This is a genomic window from Nitrospirillum iridis, from assembly GCF_014205765.1.
Classification (GTDB): domain Bacteria; phylum Pseudomonadota; class Alphaproteobacteria; order Azospirillales; family Azospirillaceae; genus Nitrospirillum; species Nitrospirillum iridis.
This window is the reverse complement of record NZ_JACIIZ010000002.1, coordinates 307165-327559: the sequence shown is the minus strand read 5'-3', so window position 1 is coordinate 327559 and position 20395 is coordinate 307165. Positions and strand designations below refer to the sequence as shown.

Below are 20395 nucleotides of genomic sequence, written 5' to 3'. Positions count from 1 at the left end.
AACAAAACGCCATGGATGGGATGGGTCATCAGGAACGGGCGAATGCTCAGCTCGCCGTCGCGGCTCCCAGGCTGAGGGCGATATTCAAGGCGCAGACCGAAGCCAGCGTGGGCAGCCTTCATATGGTCGGTCTGGACGCCGTGCGCGAGCGGTTGGGTGACCGGTGGCCGAAGGTGGCCGACAGGGTCCACGCCTTGGCGGAGCGCATGTTGAACCAGATCTTGGGACCGACGGACGCCTGGTTCCGGCACGGCGAGGATGATTACGTGCTGGTCTTCGCTCGCCTGGGACGGAACGAAGCCGGGTTGGTGTGCGCCAAGGTGGTGGAACAGCTGCAAACCATGCTGCTGGGCAGTGCCGATACCTCGGCCGTCTGGGTCCACTCCGCCGTGCAGGAAATATCGGGTGAGATATTGTTCGAATGCACCAACCTGAACGGCATGCTTGCCAACGCGGCGCATTCGGTTACCGCCGGTTCCGAGATGGCTGGCCCGCCGTCGTACGATCCCGCCAATCCCTGGGCGCATCTGGCCCAGCAGGAACTGCCGGTCGGGGTCGTGTATCGTCCCATCTGGGATGTCCGTAAGGAGGTGCTTTCGATCTATCTCGCCTGTCCCAAGCGCCCCCGCCCCGGCCGCTCGCCGGCGTGGGGATATGACTGCGTGGCCGATCAGCGCGACCTGCAGCGGATCCTGGGGCTGGATTTGGATGTGTTGCACCAGTCCATGGAGGTCTATGGCGAGCTGTACCGCAACCAGTTCCGTTGCTTCCTGTCCGTGCCCGTCCATTTCGAGACCGTGGCCGGTGCGGTTCGGCGCCGGGAGTATCTGGCGGCGCTGCAAGCCATTCCCAAGGAACTGTTGTCCTTCCTTGCCTTCCATGTGGTCGGGCTGCCGCAGGGCGTGCCGGTCAGCCGCGCGACCGAGATCGTCAATTTCCTGCGCCAGTTCAGCCGGGTGGTCATCGCGGTAGTGGCGGCCGGCTGCCAGGACTTGCCCACCCTGGCGGCGGCCGGGGTTTACATCGCGACCCTGGTCCTGCCGCCGGGGGCCACGCCCAAGCGCTGGGGCGCCGATCTGTCCCGTTTCGCCCAAGAGGCGACCCGGGTGAAATTGCGGGCCGGTGTGGAAGGGGTGGATACCGTGCTCATGGGAGCCTATGCCGATGGCGCGGGTTTCCACTATATGGCTGGTGACTTCATCGGCACCTGGGCCGAAGTGCCGGAGAACGCGCTGCGCTTCACCCGCGCCGACCTACGCGCCCGCGTGATGGCGGGTTGAGCCGGTCGCCGTGCTGATCATCCGCACGTCTGGCTTTGGCCTTGCCAGTCGTCTTGTTGCGACTGCGTTGCCTCCGTCTCCGGGGCTTCCCGGCGCGCGCACGGGGGGGGCGAATCGTCCCATTCCTCGACATCGACGCTGACGTAAAGGGCGTGGGCGTCGCCGCCCAGGATGACGCCGCTCAGCGGGCAGACGTCCTCATAGTCGCGGCCATAGGCCAAGGTGATGTGATTGCGGTCGATCAGCGTGTCGTTGGTGGGATCCATATCCACCCAGCCGGCGGCTGGGCCACACCATACCTGCGCCCAGGCATGGCTGGCGTCGGCGCCTTGCAGGCGCGGCTGGCCCGGTGGCGGCAGGGTGCGCAGATAGCCGCTGACATATCGGGCGGGCAGGCCCAGGGCGCGCAACGCGCCGATCATCACATGGGCGAAGTCCTGGCAGACGCCGCGTTTCAGGCTCAACACCTCCAGGACCGGCGTGGTCACGCTGGTGGCGTTGGAGTCGAAGGCGAAATCGGCGTGGATGCGCGCCATCAGATCGAAGGCGCCGGCGCCCACGGGCCGGCCGGCGGGAAAGCAGCTGGCGGCGAAGGCCGCCAGGTCGGGGCTGGGCAGGGGCAGGCGCGGCGAGGATTCCAGAAACTCCGCCACCGCCAGCACCGCCGGCGCGGTCGCCACGATCCGTTCCCACGCGGGGGTGGCCTCCAGGTCCGGCGGCCGTTGCGGCGTCAGCGTCACGTCGAGTTCCACCGTCACCGAGAGATCCAGATGCGGGGTGTCGATGGCGATATAGGCGACGGGGTTGCCCAGCCAATCCCGCCGTTCCGCGATCACCGCAGGGGCGGGGTCGATCACCATGTCAAGCACCCTGGCCCGCTGCCCCGGGACCGCCCGCGGCGCCAGATGGGCGATCAGCTGGGATGAGACGACCTGTACCGTGTAGCTGTAGCGCGTGGTGTGGCGGCAGCGGTAGCGAACGGGTGCGCGGGACGCGGAGGTTCCCGGGACAGACGCCGATTCAGGCCCGGATACTGGGAATGAGGGCTCAGGCGGCACGGGCATGGACATGGCTGAAATAGGCCTGGGACAGCAGGTTGGACATGGCCGGCAGCGACCAGCCCAACTGGAACAAGGTGGCGCTCAGCAATCCCATGTCGCGGGTCAATGCCAGGTCCTGCAAGCGATAACTGGCCTGGGCCACCTGATCGGCCAGGCGGGCCAGGGGATCGGTGTCGGTGGCGCTGCCGAAGGCGGGCAGGGCCGGCAGGCGGCCGACCTGACGACGCACGGTATCCAGCTGAAACAGCAGGGAATGGGGATGTTCCGGATCGGTGAGCAGCAGGCTAAGCGCCGCCTCGCGCTGCACGCCCACGGGAAAGCGTTCGCGATAGGCGGGACCGGCCTCCGCCAGTTCCAGCAGCACCTCCAGCGTGGCGGCGTCCGCCCGCTCACTGACCACGCCGGCGGCCTGCAGCCGCTCCACGCTGTCGATGGACCGTTCCAGCCGGCGGCCCAGCACCAGGAAGCGCCAGCCCGCGCCACGCGGCATGCTGTCCAGTTCCAGGCCGGTTTGCGCCGCCAGCACCTGGCTGAAATCATCCAGCAGCAAGGCCAGGGCGGGGCGGTCCGCCTTTACCAGGGCACCGCCGATGGCGTCCAGCCGGCTCAGCACCTGGCGGGTGTCGGACGGCAGGCGGTCACGCACGCTGCCCATGGCGCGGCGCAGGCGGGCGGTGGCGGCCACCAAGCCGCCCGGGTTGGCGGGGTCGACAACGATCTCAAGCGCCTGGCGCATGCCGCGCAGCGCGTCACTGTCGGGCAGCTGGGCGATTTCCTGCGGGATGAGGGTGGCGCGGCCCATGAGGCGCAGCAAGGGGGACAGCTCTTCCCGTGCGGACGGGCGGCTGTCGTCGGACAGGCGCAGGGTGGCGCCGCGCAGCAGGCGCACGGCCGCGGCCGCCCGTTCGGCATAGCGGCCCACCCAGAAGAGATGATCGGCGGCGCGGCTGGGCAGGTTGCCCGGCACGGGGCTGGGCTCCCGCGCGCCATCGGGCGGGGTGGTGATCAGGCGGCGGACCGTGCCCGGCCGCTCCGATCCCACGATCCACAAATCCTTGGAACCGCCGCCCTCCTGCAAGGAGACGGCGGCGTGACGGGAGTCGGCGCTGATGCGCACCAGGCCGCCGGGCATGACGGTCCAGCCCCCTTCGCCGTTGGCGCACACGAAGGCGCGCACCACCAGGGGACGGGGTTCCACCCGCCCGTCGCGCCACAGGGGCGCGGTCGAGGGGGCCACCGGCACCTGGCCGGCCCAGTTCTGCGGCCGGGCGCGGATGCGGGCGGCCAGATCGTCGCGGGCGTCCTCTTCCAGATCCGGCCCATTGGCCACCTGGCCAGCCAGGCTGGAAAAGGCCGGGCGCACCACCATTTGGTCCAACTGCGACAGCAGGATCTCCCGCTGCGCCGGGTCGCCACCCCAATATGTCTGGACGTTGGGCAACAGCAGCTCCTCGCCCAACAGGCGCTGGCTCAGCGCCGGCATGTGGGACAGCAGGGCCATGCTCTCCGCCATGCCGGATCCCAGGGCGTTGACCACCGCCACCGATCCGGCGCGCACCGCCTGCAACAGGCCCGGCACGCCCAAGGCGCTGTCCACACGCAGCTCCAGCGGGTCGCAGAAGGCGTCGTCCACCCGGTGCAGGATGACGTCCACCCGTTCCAACCCGGCCAGTGTCTTGAGGTAGACGGCCTGGTCGCGCACCACCATGTCCGCCCCCTCCGCCAGGGTCATGCGCAGGTGGCGGGCGAGATAGGCATGCTCGAAATAGGCCTCGTTGAACGGACCGGGGGTCAGCAGCACCGCGCGGGGATGGCCGTCCACGCCCGAGCATTGCGGTGCGGACCGCGCCAGGGAGGCGCGCAGCGTCTCGAAAAAGGATGTCAGGCGCTCGACATTGCAGGCCCGGAAGGGATCGGCCAGGGTCTGGCTCAACACCGCCCGGTTTTCCAGGGCGTAGCCGGCGCCGGTTGGCGCCTCCGTCCGGCAGGTCAGGACCCGCCACTGGCCGTCGCCGTCGCGCACCAGATCGGCGGCGAACAGCAGCAGGCGCCGCCCGCCCGGAACGTCGAGCCCCTGGCAGGCCCGCAGATAGCCGGGGTCGGCATACAGCAGCGAGGGCGGGACGGTGCCATCCGCCAGCAGCGTCTGGGGGCCGTAGAAATCGGCCAGCACCTGTTCGGTCAGACGCGCGCGCTGCACCAGGCCGGCGCTGATGGCCCGCCACTCCACGGAGGAGATCAGCAGGGGTACGGGATCCAGCGGCCAGGGCCGTTCGGTCCCCTGCGGGTCACGGTAGGAATTGAAGGTGACGCCGTTCAGGAACAGCCGTTGGCGCGCCGCCGCCCACTTCACCGCCATCTGCTCCGGCGTGAAGGGGCCGTGGGCGGCGAAGAACTGTTGCCAATGCGGACGCAACTGCCCCGTGCCGGTCACCATCTCGTCAAAGATGGGACCGGTGCCGTAGCCAAGGTCGCCGGCGTCGCTGAACAGCGACGGCTGTTCGGGCGGCTGTTTGGGGGGCTCAGCCAAATCCTATTCAGCCAAGTCTGAGATCCAGGGTCATGGGATAATCCGGGTTCCGTGTTTCGGGCGGGATGGTCATGGGACCTGGTGTATGCCCGAATGGGGTGAAGCGCGCCAGCCGGCGTCCTTCGGCCTCATTGGCATTGACCGGGAAGGTGGTGAAGTTGCGCCCTCCTGGATGGGCGACGTGATAGGTGCAACCGCCGACGGACCGTTCGGTCCACAAATCCAAAATATCGAATACCAAGGGCGTATGCACGGGGATAGTCGGATGCAGGCATCCGGGCGGTTGCCAAGCGCGATACCGCACCGCCGCCACATACTCCCCTTCCGTGCCCGTGGGGTGCAGGGGGATGCGGCGGCCATTGCAGGTGACGGCGTACCGATCGCCCACCATGCCGCTCATCCGCACCTGGATACGTTCCAGGCTGCTGTCGACATAGCGCACCGTGCCGCCGCCGCCCGGCTCCTCGCCCAGGACGTTCCATGGCTCCAGCGCCGTGCGCAATTCCAGCGTCAGGCTGCGCTGGCTCACGGATCCGATCTTGGGGAAGCGGAAGTTCAGGTGCGGCGCGAACCAGCTTTCTTCGAAGCCATAGCCCGCCTCACGCAATTCCGCCACCACGTCCTGGATGTCCTGGGTCACGAACTGGGGCAGCAGGAAGCGGTCGTGCAGCTTGGTGCCCCAGCGCACCAGGCCGGCACGATAGGGTTCCCGCCAGAACCAGGCGATCAGGGTGCGCAACAGCAGCTGCTGCACCAGGCTCATCTGCGCGTGCGGCGGCATCTCGAAGCTGCGGAGCTCCACCAGGCCCAAGCGGCCGGTGGAACTGTCGGGGCTGTACAGCTTGTCGATGCAGAATTCGGACCGGTGGGTGTTGCCCTGCACGTCCACCAGCAGGTGGCGCAGGGCCCGGTCCACCAGCCAAGGCGGCGGGTTGGGGCCGGCGCGATCCAGCTCGCGGAAGGCGATTTCCAGCTCATACAGGGTTTCGTGCCGCGCTTCGTCCACCCGGGGGTGCTGGCTGGTCGGCCCGATGAACATGGTGCTGAACAGATAGGACAGGCTGGGGTGGTTCTGGAAATAGGTCAGCAGCGAGCGCAGCACGTCCGGCCGGCGCAGGAAGGGGCTGTCGGCGGCGGTGGGGCCCCCCACCACCACATGGTTGCCGCCGCCGGTGCCGACATGGCGGCCATCGAGCGCGAACTTCTCCGTGCCCAGCCGGGTCTGGCGCGCGTCCTCATAGAGGGTGGTCGTGGTGTAGACCAGGTCCTGCCAATTGGCCGCCGGGTGGACGTTGACCTCGATGACGCCCGGATCCGGGGTCACGGCGATGCTGTTGATGCGCGGGTCGCGCGGCGGGGGATAGCCCTCCAGCACGACGGCCAAATCCAAATCCACACAGGTGGCCTCGATCTGGGTCACCAGCTCGATCCAGTCCTCCAGATAGCTGGTGGGCGGCATGAAGATGTAAAGCCGGCCGTCACGCGGTTGGACGCACAGCGCGGTGCGCACCACCCACCAGGCGCTGCTGCCCTTTTCCGGCACGGGATCGCGCACGTCGGCCATGGAGCGCTGGCTCAGCGGCTCCGTCTGGCCCTTGCGCAGCGCCATCTGCTGTTCCAGCTGCTCGCGCGACGGCAGTTCCGGCCGGCTGTCGAAGGGATCCTGCTCATAGCTGTAGACGCGATCAGTGCTGTCGACCCAGGGCAGGGAGCCCAGGGGCAGGCGAAAGCCGATGGGGCTGTCGCCCGGTGCCAGCACCAGCCGGTCGGTGCGCACGGCCCAGGCGCTGGACAGCCAGACCGGGCCCGTCGCCTCATGCCGGCGGCTGATCGGCAGGGCGTAGCCAATGGGGTTGCCCAGCCCGGTCTCGAACACCTTGGCCAGGCGCGTCCTCTCCTCCACGTCATCCAGCTTGCTGTCGAAGGGATCGACGTTCACCGGCAGTTCGCGTTCCTTGCGGATGTAATGCCAGGGATCCTCGAAGGCGCCACGGGCGTAATCCGGGTCGATGCCCAACCGCTCCGCCAAGCGCCGGATGAACCGTTCGGACTCGGCCACGCCATAGCCGTAATGGCGCCGCTCATCCGCCAGGTATTCCGCGTGGGTCCACAGCGCGTCGCCATCCCGCCGCCAATACAGCTGCAGGGCCCAACGCGGCAAGCTTTCGCCCGGGTACCATTTGCCCTGACCGAAATGCAGCAGACCACCCTGCGCGTAACGGGCCTGCAGGCGGCGGATCAGATCGCCGGACAGCAGTCGCTTGGTCGGCCCCAGCGCCGCCGTGTTCCACTCCGCCCCATCCATGTCGTCGATGGAGATGAAGGTGGGCTCGCCACCCATGGTCAGGCGGATGTCGCCGTCCACGATCTCGCGGTCCACCTGGTGGCCCAGGCGGTCGATGGCGCCCCACTGGTCCGGGGTATAGGGCTTGGTGGTGCGGGGTTGCTCACGGATGCGGGTGACCGACATCGCGTGTTCGAAGGTCACTTCGCAAGGGTCCAGGCCGCCGGTCACCGGCGCGGCGGAGAAGGGGTCCGGCGTGCAGGCCAGGGGAATGTGCCCCTCGCCGGCGAACAGACCGGAGGTGGGGTCCAGGCCGATCCAGCCGGCGCCGGGCAGGTACACCTCCGTCCAGGCGTGCAGGTCGGTGAAGTCAGCGGTGGGGCCGTCCGGGCCCTCCAGCGGCTTCTGGTCGGCCACCAGCTGCACCAGGTAGCCCGAGGCGAAACGGGCGGCCAAGCCCAGGTTGCGCAGGACTTGGACCAGCAGCCAGGCGGTGTCCCGGCAGGACCCGGTGCCCAGGCCCAACGTTTCCTCCGGCGTCTGCACCCCCGGCTCCAGCCGGATGACGTAGCCGATGCGCTGTTGCAGCTTCAGGTTCAGGTCGGCCAGGAACGCCACCGTGCCGGTGGGTGTGAGGTCGACTCCGGCCAGCAGGGCGCTGACCAGGGGGCCCGGCTCATCGGCTTCCAGGAAGGGTTTCAGGTCCTTCGCCAGCCAGGGCTCATAGCTGAAGGGGAACTTCTCCGCCGCCGGCTCCAGGAAGAAGTCGAAGGGGTTGATGACCGCCATATCGGCCACCAGGTCCACCTCCAGCGTGAATTCCTCCGTCTTTTCGGGGAAGACCAGCCGGGCCAGCCAGTTGGACTGCGGATCCTGCTGCCAGTTCAGGAAATGCTGCTTGGGCGTCACCTTCAGCGAGTAGGAAAGGATCGGCGTGCGGCAATGGGGCGCCGGCCGCAGGCGGACCAGCTGGGCCCCCAGGTTCACCAACCGGTCGTAGTGGTAGCTTGTCTTGTGATTGATGGCGACGTGGATGCTCATGACTTCCCCTGTTCGCGGAAGCGATGGCGACCCATAGCCCCCGGTGCCCTGTCGGAAGCCACGGTACCATCATTGACGGCAATCGTTAAAGTGCGTTGCAGCATCTTTTTTGGGCAGCACAAAAAACGGGCATCTGTGCCGCCCCACCGGCGGGTGCGACCTTACGCCCGCCCGCCGATGTCGAACGCCACGGTGGTGCGCGTCTGCGCGCTGCGGAAGGGAATGGTGCCGTGCCACATATAGCTGGGGAATAGCACCAGCAGGCCCGGCCGTGGCTGGATGGCCCGTTCCCAAGGGCGGGTGGGTCCGCCGCCCAGGTTGATGGCGCCGAAGGTGATCCACCCTTGCTTGGCCTCCGCGTCGGCCACCACGTCGGGCAGGTCCACATAATAGCAGCCGCTGATCCAGCCCTCGGGGTGGATATGATCCGTGTGATAGCCCTGGTCGCGCAGCCGCGCCGACCACGACCCGGCCCAGTGCAAGGCCTGCCCCTTGCGCCTTAGGAAGGGATGGTCGCCATCGTCCGGCAGGGCCGCGACATAGCGCCGGGCCGCGGCCAGGATGCTGTCGCGCAGCCCCTGGATGGCCGGGGCGGCGCCGACACGGGTGAACAGGTTCTCGCGCGTCTGGGTGCCGTGGCGCAGCGTCTGCTCGATGGGCTCATGCGTCGCGACGTGCTGGGCGTCCAGCGCGGTCATCAGGTCGGCGTGAAAGGCGGCCAGATCGGCATAGCCCGGCGGCGGGGCCAGGTCGGCCGCCTGGACGAAGCGGTCGTAATCATAGAGGCCGCGCGGATCGGGTTGGCCCATCAGGCGGTGGGCCGTCGCCTCGAAGGCCACGGCGAACTGGCTGTCCCGCACCACGGCGCCCAAGCGGCGGGCGGCCTCCAGCGCGTCGGCCGGGCGGTCCAGGCGCAGGGACGCCTCCGCCACGCGGTGCAGCAGGCGGGGGTCGGCGGGGTCGGCGGCCAAGCCCTGGCGCGCGGCGTCCAGTGCTTCTTCCATCCGGTTCTGGGCCATGCGCAGCCTGGCGCGCAGGCGCGGCAGCGAGGGCGACTCCGGCCGCAGTGCCGCCGCCGCGTCCAAGTTGGCCTCCGCCAGGTCATAGCGGCTGAACAGGATGTTCGCCTCCGCCGTCATCTCCAGCAGATCGGGATCGTCGGGGCGCTGCTGCTTGGCCCATTCATAGGAGTTCAGCAGCAGCGCGTGCTGCCCCGTCTCCCACAGCGCCTGGTTAAGGGCATTCTGGGCGTCGTAATTCGTTGGGTTCAGCACCACCACCTTCTTCAGGCAGGCGATGGCCTCGTCCAGTTGGCCCAGCGCCAGCAGGGTGTTGCCCAGGTTCAGCCAGATTTGCCAATGCTCCGGTGCCAGATCCGCCGCCCGCTTGAGGTGCGGCGCCGCTTCCTCGAAGCGTTGCTGCGTCCGCAGCGCCGTGCCCAGGCTGTTGTTCAGGTAGAAATCGTTGGGGCGGCGGGCCAGCCCGGCGCGCAGCAGCGTCTCCGCCTCCTCCGCCTGGTCCAGCTGCAGAAGGGCCTCGGCCATGCCCACACGGGCCGCGACGTGGTCCGGTTCCAGGTGCAGGGCCCGCCGATACAGGGGCAGGGCGGTTTCCAGCAGCCGGCGGGCGGAAGGCGGGGGTTCCTTCTGCGCCAAGGCCACCAGGCATTCGGCGCGGTTGGTGTAGGCCTCGACATAGTCGGCCTTGTACAGGATGGCCTTCTCATAGAAGGGCATCGCCTCGGCCGGGCGGCCGGTGTCCTTCAACAGATTGCCCAAATTGTAGTTCACATGCGGCTGGCGGCTGTTCACCACCAATGAGTGGCGCAGCAGCCGTTCCGCCTCTTCCAGGCGACCATTGCGCTTGGCGATCAGGCCCATCAGCTGCAAGGCGTCCGGTTCCGCCGGGTCCACCGCCAGCACCTGGGTCAGCAGTTGCTCCGCCTCGTGCAGTTGGCCCCGGCTCTGGAATGTCAGCGCCTGGCTGATCAGCGCTTGGATGCGCTGGTGCTGGGTGGACGTTGTCGCGCGGGGGGCGGGGATGGAAAAAGGGGACTGGCCGTTGGTCATGAGGCGGGCGCCGATGCGTGGTGAGCGAATGGGAAGCGGCGGACCCCCGGGGTGGGGACCCGCCGCCGTATCCATGTTTATACGATAAGCCGCTTTGGAAGTCGGCGGGGAATCCCCGTCCGGCTTAGAAGTCGGCGGTGATGCCCAGGAAGAAGGTCCTGCCCAGGGTGTCGTAGATGCCGGGGTAGGTGTTGCCGTTGCCGTAGCTGCCCAGCACGCTGACGTAATCGTCGTTGGCGGATTGGATGGGCGGATCCTTGTCGAACAGGTTGTTGATGCCGAACCGCAGGGTGTAGTGGTCGGCCAGGTTCATGGTCGCCGCCAGGTCGAAATAGTTGTAGGCGGAGATGTGGCCGTCGATGTTGTCGTAGATGCCGGAGTTGGCGTTCAGGCTGGTGTCGCTGCTGTTGTTGTCCAGGTTGCTGCCGCCGATGTAGCGCCAGTTGACCGACAGGTCGGCGTTCCACGGGGTGTTCCAGGTGACGCGGAACTGGTGGCGCCAATGCGGCGTGGGTTGGCCGCAGGTGGCGCCGTAGAGGCCGGCGCAATCGTACTTGGCCTCATGCAGCAGCGGCTGGTAGCGGTTGAACTGCGTCCAGGAGCCGATGAACTTGAAGGTCACGCCGCCCAGATCCTTCAGGCCCAGGTCTTCCAGGTCCTGGCGGTAGGTGCCGGAGACGTCCACGCCCGCCTGCTGGCGGTAACCGGCGTTGATGTCGGTGGTGATGTAATAGCCGTCGCTGGAGTTCAGGCTGCCGCTGGAGCCACGGTGGATCAGGTCGCAGTAATAGGAATTCCCGGTGTTCAGGCATTGGGACATGATCTGCGAGGTCGGCACCGTGCCGATCAGGTCCTCGATCTTGATGTTGTAGTAGTCCACCGTGGCCGCGAAGTTGGGCAGGAAGGTGGGGGTGAAGACGAAACCAGCGGTGTAGGTGTCGGCCGTTTCCGGCTTCAGCGCCTTGTTGCCACCGCTCAAGGTGTTGCAGCCGTCCACCGACGTGCATTCGGAGATGTTGCCGTACTGGGCCGCCGTCACACCGGTGCGGCCGCACTGCGCCAGCGAGGCCGACGGCTTGGAGCCGGAGCAAGGGTCCAAGGCGCCGCCGATGCCTGAGGTGTTGGTCTGGAACAGTTCGATGATGTTGGGGGCGCGGACGGCGTGGTTGTAGCCGCCACGGAACGCGACGTCGTTGATCGGGGCGTAGTTCAGGCTGGCCTTGTAGGTGTTGGCCTTGCCCGCCAAGTTGTAGTCGGACCAGCGGTAGCCGGCGTCGATCGACAGGTCCTTGATGAAGGGCCGGTCGGAGACCAGCGGCAGGCGCAACTCGCCGAAGATGTCCTTCACTTCGGTGGAGCCCACGGCCGGCTGGGTGGTGCCGGCGCCGGAGCCGGACAGGTCGCCCGACAACACGTTCTCGCTGTACTTCAGGTCGATGGCGTCACGCCGCCACTCGGTGCCGAAAGCCACGGCGACCGGGTCCTTGGCGAAGGGGCTTTTCACGCCCCAGGCGCCGAAGTCGCCGGACACGGATCCGCTGACGATGTCCTGGGTGGTGGTGCCCTCCTTGAAACTCGTCGTGTAGACGTAGTTGTAGGCGGCGCTGCTGATCTTGCCCAACTGGAAGATGTTGATGGGCACGCAGCTGCTGTCGGTCCCGTTGATGACGGATTCGCAGGTGGCCACGCCATTGACGTTCTTCACCAGCAGGGCGTTCTGCAGTTTGCTGATGGAAACGTCGTTCTGGTACGTCTCGTTATAGATGACGGCGGAGTGCTGGCCGTAGACGTCATAGCTCCAGCCGCCCCCGAGGTCGCCCTTGGTGCCGATGACATAGCGGTAGTCGGTGTGCCGCAGGTCGTCGTAGCGCGGCGCGTTGTTGTCGGTGAAGCGGTAGGCGACGTAGCCCTTCCAGGTGGCGCTGGCGCTGCCGGCGTTGCTGCCGCATAGGGTGGAGGCTTCCGACGTCGACATCAGCGGGTTGTCGCAATTGATCGAATAGGTCGTTCCGCTGAAGAAGCCCGACGGCGCGATCTGCGCCTTGGTGTGGTCGGACATGAACATGAAGTCGGTATAGACGTCGAACGACGGATTGATTTCATAGTGGGCGAAGGCGCCGCCCGTGTAGCGCTCGTCCTGGCGCTGGATGTAGTTGTAGGGGCCGTAGTTGAAGGCCAGCGCGCTGTTGTACTTCACGAAGGACGCGGACCCGTCCGGGTTCAGCGAATAGCCGGTGCCCGAGCCGTTGGTGCGCAGGCGGCCATAGGCGCTGTTCGATGAGCCGGAGCAGTAACGCTGGTTGTCCTGAGTGGCCAGGGCGCTCTCGTCGCTGCTGGTGGTGGCCATGGTGCAGGCCGACCAGTCGCGGGTCGCCTGGGTCACCGGTTCCGTCCAGCGGTATGTGGCGTAGGCGGTGACGTTGCCCTTGTTGTTGGGCGAATTGACGCCCACGACGAAGGAACTGTCGCGAACGAAGCCATCGAACCGGTCGCCCGGGATGGTGACGGGATAGGAGGACTTCTTCAGGACCGACTGCGCGTCGCCGTTCTCGTTGCTGTGCTGGGCGGCGGAGAACTGGTAGTCGACCTTCACGCCCTCGAAATCGCGCTTCATCTTGAAGTTCACGACGCCGGCCACGGCGTCGGAGCCATAGACCGCCGAGGCGCCGCCCGTCACCACGTCCACGGTCTCCACCAAGGCGCCGGGGATGAAGTTCACGTCGGCATAGGGATATGTGGGGTCGCCCAGCGGCATGCGGCGGCCGTCGATCAACACCAGGGTGCGCGCTTCACCCAGGTTGCGCAGGTTGATGGTGGCGGTGCCGGTGGCGCCGTTGGACTGCGCGTTGGTCTGGGCCGCCGTGATGCCGGGCAGGTTGTTCAGCATCGTTTCGACGTTGGTCGTGCCCTGCAGCTTCATCTCGACGCTATCGACCGTCGTCAGCGGACTGTCGCTGGTCAGGTTCGCGGCCTGCTTGATGCGTGAGCCGGTGATGACGATTTCCTGCATGTCCGCACTGGCGTTTGCCGATTGTTGCGCCGCGGCATCAATCGACGCCGCCAGCGCGCCGACAAGCATGGTCGAAGACAGCAGCAATGCGCGCCGCCCGTATTTTGGCATGCCCATGGATTTCCCCGCTGTTCTGGAGATTGTTGATATTGCTGGCCCCAACCAGACAAATCTCTTTTTGAGTCGTGTCCCCCTTGTGCTGAGGCCAACGGGGAAATGCTATTTTGGATATTTTATGCCGGTCAATGCTGCGCCGCGAAAAGTGCAGCCATGCCATCCGGTTTTGCGCCCATGTGTAACTGCCGTGTAACAGTCGTGCGCAACTGTGAAACAATCTAGAAACATAATTACTAGCAATTTTGCATAGATAGAACGGATAGACCAAAAGACCTACGACTCGCGCCACTTTGTGAAAGGCTTAATCCCTTCAGCGCAATCTTCCGAAAGGCGTCTGCGTTCGCCACGGCGGGCGCGGACGCGACTCAGTAGGTAGGAAGGTGCCCAGGGGCGTGGCCGGATCAGCGCGCCAGCCGCTGCGACAGGATGATGGAGGAGTTGGTGCGTTCCACCCCATCCACGGCGCCGATCTCATCGATCACGGTGTTCATCTCGGCGATGGACTCGGTGGAGACCACGGCGATCATGTCGAAGGGGCCGCTGACGGCGTAAAGTTGGCGGACTTGGGGGATGGCCTTCAGCCGGGCTTCCACCTGGCGCGCCGCTTTGGGCAGGAGGGTGATGGCGACGTGGCCCTGGATGCGGCGGGCCAGGTAGTCGGCATCCAGCCGGATGGTGAAGGCGGTGATGACGCCGCGCGCCACCAGCCGCTCAAGCCTGGCCTGCACCGTGGTGCGCGATACGCCCAGGCGCTTGGCCAGGGTCACCGTGGGCAGGCGGCTGTCCGCTTCCAGCAGGCGCAGCAGGGCGATGTCCAGGTCGTCAGGTTGAAAAGTGTCGGTCTGACTGTTCATTATGCCCACCAATATCCGTCAGATTGGTCGCATTGGCTGTTCATTCCGTCAAGGGTTTGCCTGACAGTCGTTCTGACAGGGAACCTTGAACGGGAGAGCACACATGCGTCGCATCGTCGTCGTCGGGGCCGGCAAGATCGGATCCATCATCGCGGAGAACTTGGCGGGGTCGGGCGACTATCTGGTGACGGTGGTGGACCGCTCCGCCAAGGCCCTGGACGGGATTTCCAAGCGCCTGCCCATCGAGCGGCGCGAGATCGACATGAGCGACGTGGCCGCCCTGACGGAGGTGCTGACCGGCGCCTACGCCGTGCTGAGCGCCGCCCCCTATCACCTGACCATCAAGGTGGCGGAGGCCGCCGCCATCGCCCGCTGCCACTACCTGGATCTGACGGAAGATGTGGCCACCACCCGGCGGGTGAAGGAACTGGCGACCAACGCGCCCAACGCCTTCATTCCCCAGTGTGGTCTGGCCCCGGGCTTCATCTCCATCGTCGCTGGCAGCCTGGCCAAGAAGTTCGACACGCTGGAGGCGGTGCGCCTGCGCGTCGGCGCCCTGCCGCGCTATGCCAGCAATTCCCTGGGCTACAACCTGACCTGGAGCACGGACGGCGTCATCAACGAGTATTGCGAACCCTGCGAGGCCATCGTCGAGGGCACCTTGCGCGAGGTGCCGGCGCTGGAGGAGCGGGAGGAGTTCTGGCTGGATGGGGTGCCGTATGAGGCCTTCAACACCTCGGGCGGCCTGGGCAGCCTGGCGGAGGTGCTGAAGGGCAAGGTCCGTACCCTGAACTACAAGACCATCCGCTATCCCGGCCACTGCCAGCTGATGAAGACCCTGCTGAACGATTTGCGTCTGCGCGACCGGCGGGACCTGTTCAAGACGGTGCTGGAGGGGGCGCTGCCCGCCACGCTGCAGGATGTCGTCGTGATCTTCGTCACCGTCAGCGGCATGCTGGACGGCCAGCTGACCCAGGAAAGCTATTCCAGCCGCGTCTTCGGTGACCTGGCCCATGGCCGCCAGCGCACCGCCATCCAGACCACCACGGCCGCCGGCATCTGCGCCGTGCTGGACATGCTGGCCGATGGCCGCCTGCCGTCGCATGGCTTCATCCGCCAGGAAGACATCGCGTTGGAGGATTTCCTGGCCAACCGTTTCGGCCGCGCCTATCTGGGGGCGGGGCCGGTGGACCAGGTGGTGGCGCGCGTCGCCTGACAGGACCAGCCGAGCAAGCAAGAAAGCAGCATGAGGGAAGAGGCGATGACGGCAGTGAGCGGAACCCGGGACGACATCCTTGCCCTCCTGGATCGGTTGGGCGTGGACCGGGCGGTCCTGGCGGGCGGCGATATCGTGGCGCGCAGCCCCATCGATGGGCGCGAGGCCGGCCGGGTGCGGGCCCTGGCGGCGGGCGATGTGGACGCGCTGGTGCGCCAGGCCCACGCCGCGCACCTGGAGTGGCGGGGGGTGCCCGCGCCGCGCCGGGGCGAACTGGTGCGCCTGCTGGGCGAGGAACTGCGCGCCGTGCGCACCGATCTTGGGCGCCTGGTGACGGTGGAGGCCGGCAAGATCCTGTCCGAGGGCCTGGGCGAAGTGCAGGAGATGATCGACATCTGCGACTTCGCCGTGGGCCTGTCCCGCCAGCTCTATGGCCTGACCATCGCGACCGAGCGGCCGGGCCACCGCCTGATGGAGACTTGGCATCCGCTGGGTGTCTGCGGCGTCATCAGCGCCTTCAACTTCCCGGTGGCGGTGTGGTCCTGGAACGCCGCCCTGGCCATCGTCTGCGGCAACAGCGTTATCTGGAAGCCATCGGAAAAGACGCCGCTGACCGCCATCGCCGTGCAGGCCGCCTTTGACCGTGCCGCCGCCAAGTTCGGCGCCGCACCGGCCGGTCTCTCCATCCTGGCCCAGGGCCATGCCGATGTGGGGCAGGCGCTGGTGGATCATCCGCTGGTGCCGCTGGTGTCGGCCACCGGCTCCACCCGCATGGGCCGGGCCGTGGCGCCACGCTTGGCGGCCCGCTTCGCCCGCGCCATCCTGGAATTGGGTGGCAACAACGCGGCCATCGTGGCGCCATCCGCCGACCTGGAGCTGGCGGTGCGCGGCATCGCCTTCGCCGCCATGGGCACGGCCGGCCAGCGCTGCACCACGCTGCGCCGCCTGATCGTGCATGAATCGGTGGCCGACCGCCTGCTGGACCGGCTGGCCGGCGCCTACCGCAGCGTCACGGTGGGCGATCCCCGTGAGGCCGGCACCCTGGTGGGCCCGTTGATCGACCAGGCCTCGTTCGAGGCGATGCAGCACGCCCTGGCCGCCGCCAGGGCCGTCGGCGGTACCGTCATCGGTGGGGAGCGGGTGGATGTGGGCTCAAGCGACGCCTATTACGTGCGCCCGGCCTTGGTGACCCTGCCGGGCCAGCTCGGCCCCATGCTGGAGGAAACCTTCGCCCCCATCCTCTATGTCGTGCGCTATCGCACGCTGGAGGAGGCCATCGCCCTGCAGAACGGCGTGGCCCAGGGCCTGGCGTCCAGCATCTTCACCACCGACCTGCGCGAGGCGGAGATGTTCATGGGCCCGGCCGGTTCCGACTGCGGCATCGCCAACGTCAACCTTGGCCCCTCGGGTGCCGAGATCGGCGGCGCCTTCGGTGGCGAGAAGGAAACGGGCGGCGGGCGCGAGGCCGGTTCCGACAGCTGGAAGGCCTATATGCGGCGCGCCACCAACACCATCAACTATTCGCGATCGCTGCCGCTCGCCCAGGGTGTGCGGTTCGATATCGCTTGACGAAACGGTGCCAAGGAGAAGGTGCGATGAGGATTCCCACCGTCCAGAAGATCGCCCAGGGCCTGGTTGGCATCGAAGAGGCGGGCCGGCTGATGGAGATGCTGGCCCTGCATGGCGATTTCCTGATCGACCATGGCGACGCGATCCCCCGCGCCGCCGTGGCCCAGGCGCTGACCATGCAGCTGTTCCGTGGACTGTTGCTGGAGGTGCCGGAGGGTGCCCGCTACGTGCGGGAGCAGGGCGGTCGCATGGTGTTCGATCACGGCGCCCTGCGCACCGTCCATGCGCCCGGCCTGGGCGCCCTGCCGCCCGGGCACGCCGCCTTCGACCGCGTGCTGGTGCCGCTGGGCTATCGCATCGGCGGGACCTATCCGCTGGAGCGGTTGCGCATGGTGGGCTACGCCTACAGCCACCAAGACTATCCGGACGACATCGCCCAGTTCTTCGTCAGCGAAATATTCCCGGATCGCTTTTCGGCGGACGTGCAGGCGGCCGCGACCGAGGTGTTCCAGGTGACGGTCGATCCGTTGACGCCCGATGCCCAGGTCCTGCTGGAGCGTCTGGCCGGCGGCGCCACCCTGGGCCTGGCGGAGGCCACCGCGCTGGTGGGCGATCTGCTCCGCCTGTTCGACCGTCATCATCCGGTGCCCACTTTGGCACGGTATGAGACGCTGTTGGCGGAATCGGCGGAATTGGCGTGGGTCGCCACCGAAGGCAACCGCTTCAACCACGCCACCGACCGGGTGCCGGATGTGGAGGCGCTGGCCGAGGACTTGAAGGCCCGGGGCTACCCGATGAAGCCCAAGGTGGAGGTATCGCGCAACGGCACGGTGCGCCAGACGGCCCTGCGCGCCGCCCAGGTGGAACGCCCTTTCATCGACGCCGATGGGGGCCGGGTCGTTCGGGTGGTGCCGGGCTCGTTCTATGAATTCATTTCACGAGATTTCATCGATGCCGAAACCGGGGACACCAAAACCGGGCGACGGCTGGATCTGCGATTCGACAGCGGCAACGCCCAGGGTATCTTCAAGATGACGGCGGCGGGCCCCGGCTGCTGATCATTTGTGACGGACACCTGTCCAGGCGCCCCTCGAGAACCATCGGAGGCGTGGACGCTGCTATGGCGCACGGACTATTGGTTGACCCGGGACGGCCATGTCTTCCACAATCCGACGCCTGATCGGTGTCGCGGCGGGGGGCCAGTTCCACAACCGTCCGGCTTCACGCCCTAAACAGAAAAAGCAGACCCATGACCAATAAAGAGCAACCTGCGCCCGCCGATTCCACGCTCCTCGGCGGCTCGCGCACGCCCCTGATCGTGATCGGCCTGCTGTTGTTGCTGGGGCTGCTGACGGCCGGCGGCATCATGCTGTATCAGCGCCACAAGGCCAGCGCGGCCAAGTCCGCGGCGGCGGCGGCGGAAGCCCAGAAGCCGGCGGGGCCGCCTTGGGCCAAGAACTGCGCCAAAGACGCGAATGGCGCGGATGTCTGCTTTGTCGAACAGTTCGCCATCGCGAACCCGGGCAACGCCATCGTGCTGCATGTGCAGATCGGCTACATAGCGACGGATGGCAAGCCGGTGCTGGTCATCACCGTGCCCCTGGGCACGCCCGTCCAGTCGGGGCTGCAGCTGACGCTGGACGGTGCCAAGCCCATCGCCTTGCCGTTGACCCTCTGCCAGCCCGGTGGTTGCATCGCTTCCGCCAATTTGGACCAGGACGTGCTGAAGCAGTTCACCACCGGCAAGGTGCTGATGGTGCGTTACGCCAAGCCGGACAAGACGGCGATGGACGTGCCGGTTCAACTGGCCGGGCTGGCGCCCGCGTTGCAGAGCCTGGGCACGCCGCCGGCGCCGAAGCCCGCCGACAAGCCCGCGGAACAGCCGAAGAAGTGATCGGGCGGCCGGTTGGCAACCGGCCGGGGGTCAAGAAAAAGGGCGGCGTCCTTGAGGGGGCGCCGCCCTTTGCCATTCCACGGCGTCGTGGTTCAGCGTCGTCAGGGGATCAGGTGTCTGGGGGATCAGGTGCCCCGGGCCTTGGACTTGGCATCCAGGGCGGTGGCGGTGCGCGGCGTCATGTCGTCCAGGTTCCAATCGGCCGGGTTGAAGGGCCGGGCCGTGGGCTTCTCATTGGGATAGCCGTGAATGTCATCCTGGCTGTTGATGATCTCCCCCCGGCCCTCGGCCACGTCGGCCAGCAGGCGGACGTCGTCGTAGTCGCGGTCCCAGGGCCGGGCGCCGGCGTTGTGCAGCACTGACTTCTGCACCTCGGCCGCCGGCAGGGGCTCCAGGCCTTGCGGCCACAAGGGTGGTTGCGCCGTCTCGATCACCTTGGCGGGGGAGGTGGTGTAGCGGCCCATCATGGGCAGGGGCTCGCCCGCCCGGTCCACGGCGATGTTGTCCTTGCCGTAATATTCCAGGTCGCCATAGCCGCCGATTTCCAGGAAGGCCAGCGGGGTGGGGGTGGACGGGCCGGCGCGCAGCACGTTGCCCACCGCCGCCATCTGGCCGACCTGATAGGGGTGGTCGCCCCATTCCTCGGCCTGGAGGTTGTAGTGCACCGCCCGCTGGCCGGGGTCGTAGATCAGGTTGTTGACGATGACGCCGTGGACGCCGCCCTTGAACAGGGGGCTGCGCTCCACATTGTGGGCGTATAGGTTGCCGACGATCAGGATGTCGGTGATGTTGTCGTGGATGAGCGAGCCCTTGGAGTGCTCGATCTTCATATGGGTGGCGCGGGCCAGGCCCTCGGCGATGATGTTGTTGGAGTAGGTGATGCGGTGGGAGGTGTTCTGCCGCCATTCGTCCGGCGTGTCGCCCTTGAAGCGGGGGCCGGAGGCCGACAGGTTCTCGTCCGTCGCCCAGGTCAGGCTGCAATGGTCGACGATGACGTTGTAGGCGGCCCCCACCGTGCTGAAGGCGTCCTCCTCCCACCCGCTTTTCTTGGGCGCGCCGGCGTCGCCCACGCGGATGCGGATGTGCTGCATCACCACGTCATGGGCCCCCACGTCCATGCCGCCGCGGATGAGCGTGATGCCGGGGGAGGGGGCGGTCTGGCCGGCGATGGTGACGAACGGCTCCATCACCTTCAGGGTCTTCTGGTTCAGGTCGATGACTCCGCCGACCTCGAAGACGATGATGCGCGGCCCCTTGGTCTCAATGGCCTCGCGCAAGGAACCGGGCCCGTCATTGTTCAGGTTGGTCACCTTGATGATCTTGCCGCCGCGCCCGCCGGGCGTGTGCGCCGCCCAGCCCTGGGCGCCGGGGAAGGCCAACGGGTCCGCCTTCTCGGCGGCGCCCGCGCTGGCGATGGCCAGCAAGGTGGCCATGGCGGTGGTGGCCAGAATGCGTCTGATCAACGGTCTA

General features: G+C 67.2%; 12 protein-coding genes. 5 read left to right on the top strand and 7 right to left on the bottom strand.

The annotated features are described in order from the left end of the window. The first annotated feature begins 107 nt into the window (after window positions 1-107). Window positions 108-1280 (top strand): hypothetical protein, encoded by a 1173-nt coding sequence (locus FHS74_RS04435; RefSeq protein WP_343066853.1) that lies wholly within the window; start codon window positions 108-110, stop codon window positions 1278-1280. A gap of 17 nt (window positions 1281-1297) precedes the next feature. Here FHS74_RS04435 and FHS74_RS04430 read toward each other — a convergent pair whose 3' ends face one another. From FHS74_RS04430 to FHS74_RS04405, 6 genes are all read right to left on the bottom strand, one after another. Beyond that, window positions 1298-2344, bottom strand: a complete 1047-nt coding sequence (locus FHS74_RS04430) for a transglutaminase family protein (RefSeq protein ID WP_184798279.1) — start codon at window positions 2342-2344, stop codon at window positions 1298-1300. Continuing rightward, a complete protein-coding gene (locus tag FHS74_RS04425; RefSeq protein ID WP_246462912.1) occupies window positions 2328-4871 on the bottom strand; it encodes a circularly permuted type 2 ATP-grasp protein in 2544 nt (847 codons plus the stop codon). Before FHS74_RS04425 ends, FHS74_RS04430 begins: the two co-directional genes overlap by 17 nt. A gap of 7 nt (window positions 4872-4878) precedes the next feature. Continuing rightward, window positions 4879-8196: a transglutaminase family protein gene (locus tag FHS74_RS04420; RefSeq protein WP_184797835.1), complete on the bottom strand. Its 3318-nt coding sequence runs from the start codon at window positions 8194-8196 to the stop codon at window positions 4879-4881. Window positions 8197-8357: 161 nt separating this feature from the next. Further along, window positions 8358-10265 carry a tetratricopeptide repeat protein gene (locus tag FHS74_RS04415; protein WP_184797833.1) on the bottom strand — a complete coding sequence of 636 codons (1908 nt, stop codon included), beginning with the start codon at window positions 10263-10265 and terminating at the stop codon, window positions 8358-8360. Window positions 10266-10389: 124 nt separating this feature from the next. Continuing rightward, complete coding sequence (locus FHS74_RS04410) at window positions 10390-13386, bottom strand: TonB-dependent receptor domain-containing protein (RefSeq protein WP_246462911.1); 2997 nt, start codon at window positions 13384-13386, stop codon at window positions 10390-10392. Between the two features lie 407 nt (window positions 13387-13793). Then, complete coding sequence (locus tag FHS74_RS04405; protein ID WP_184797829.1) at window positions 13794-14246, bottom strand: Lrp/AsnC family transcriptional regulator; 453 nt, start codon at window positions 14244-14246, stop codon at window positions 13794-13796. 103 nt (window positions 14247-14349) lie between these two features. On the opposite strand from FHS74_RS04405, the gene FHS74_RS04400 reads away from it, so the two are divergent. The 4 genes from FHS74_RS04400 to FHS74_RS04385 all read left to right on the top strand — a co-directional run bounded on the left by FHS74_RS04400 (window position 14350) and on the right by FHS74_RS04385 (window position 18925). Next, entirely contained in the window at window positions 14350-15462 is a 1113-nt protein-coding gene (locus tag FHS74_RS04400; RefSeq protein WP_184797827.1) for a saccharopine dehydrogenase family protein, read from the top strand. A gap of 45 nt (window positions 15463-15507) precedes the next feature. Continuing rightward, window positions 15508-17031 (top strand): L-piperidine-6-carboxylate dehydrogenase, encoded by a 1524-nt coding sequence (gene amaB / locus FHS74_RS04395; RefSeq protein WP_211106105.1) that lies wholly within the window; start codon window positions 15508-15510, stop codon window positions 17029-17031. A gap of 26 nt (window positions 17032-17057) precedes the next feature. Next, a complete protein-coding gene (locus tag FHS74_RS04390; protein ID WP_184797822.1) occupies window positions 17058-18089 on the top strand; it encodes a 2-oxoadipate dioxygenase/decarboxylase family protein in 1032 nt (343 codons plus the stop codon). Window positions 18090-18280: 191 nt separating this feature from the next. After that, entirely contained in the window at window positions 18281-18925 is a 645-nt protein-coding gene (locus FHS74_RS04385; RefSeq protein WP_184797820.1) for an invasion associated locus B family protein, read from the top strand. A 125-nt stretch (window positions 18926-19050) separates the two neighbouring features. Here FHS74_RS04385 and FHS74_RS04380 read toward each other — a convergent pair whose 3' ends face one another. Further along, on the bottom strand, window positions 19051-20388 hold the full coding sequence (locus FHS74_RS04380; RefSeq protein WP_211106104.1) for a pectate lyase family protein: 1338 nt from the start codon (window positions 20386-20388) through the stop codon (window positions 19051-19053). Window positions 20389-20395 lie beyond the last annotated feature (7 nt).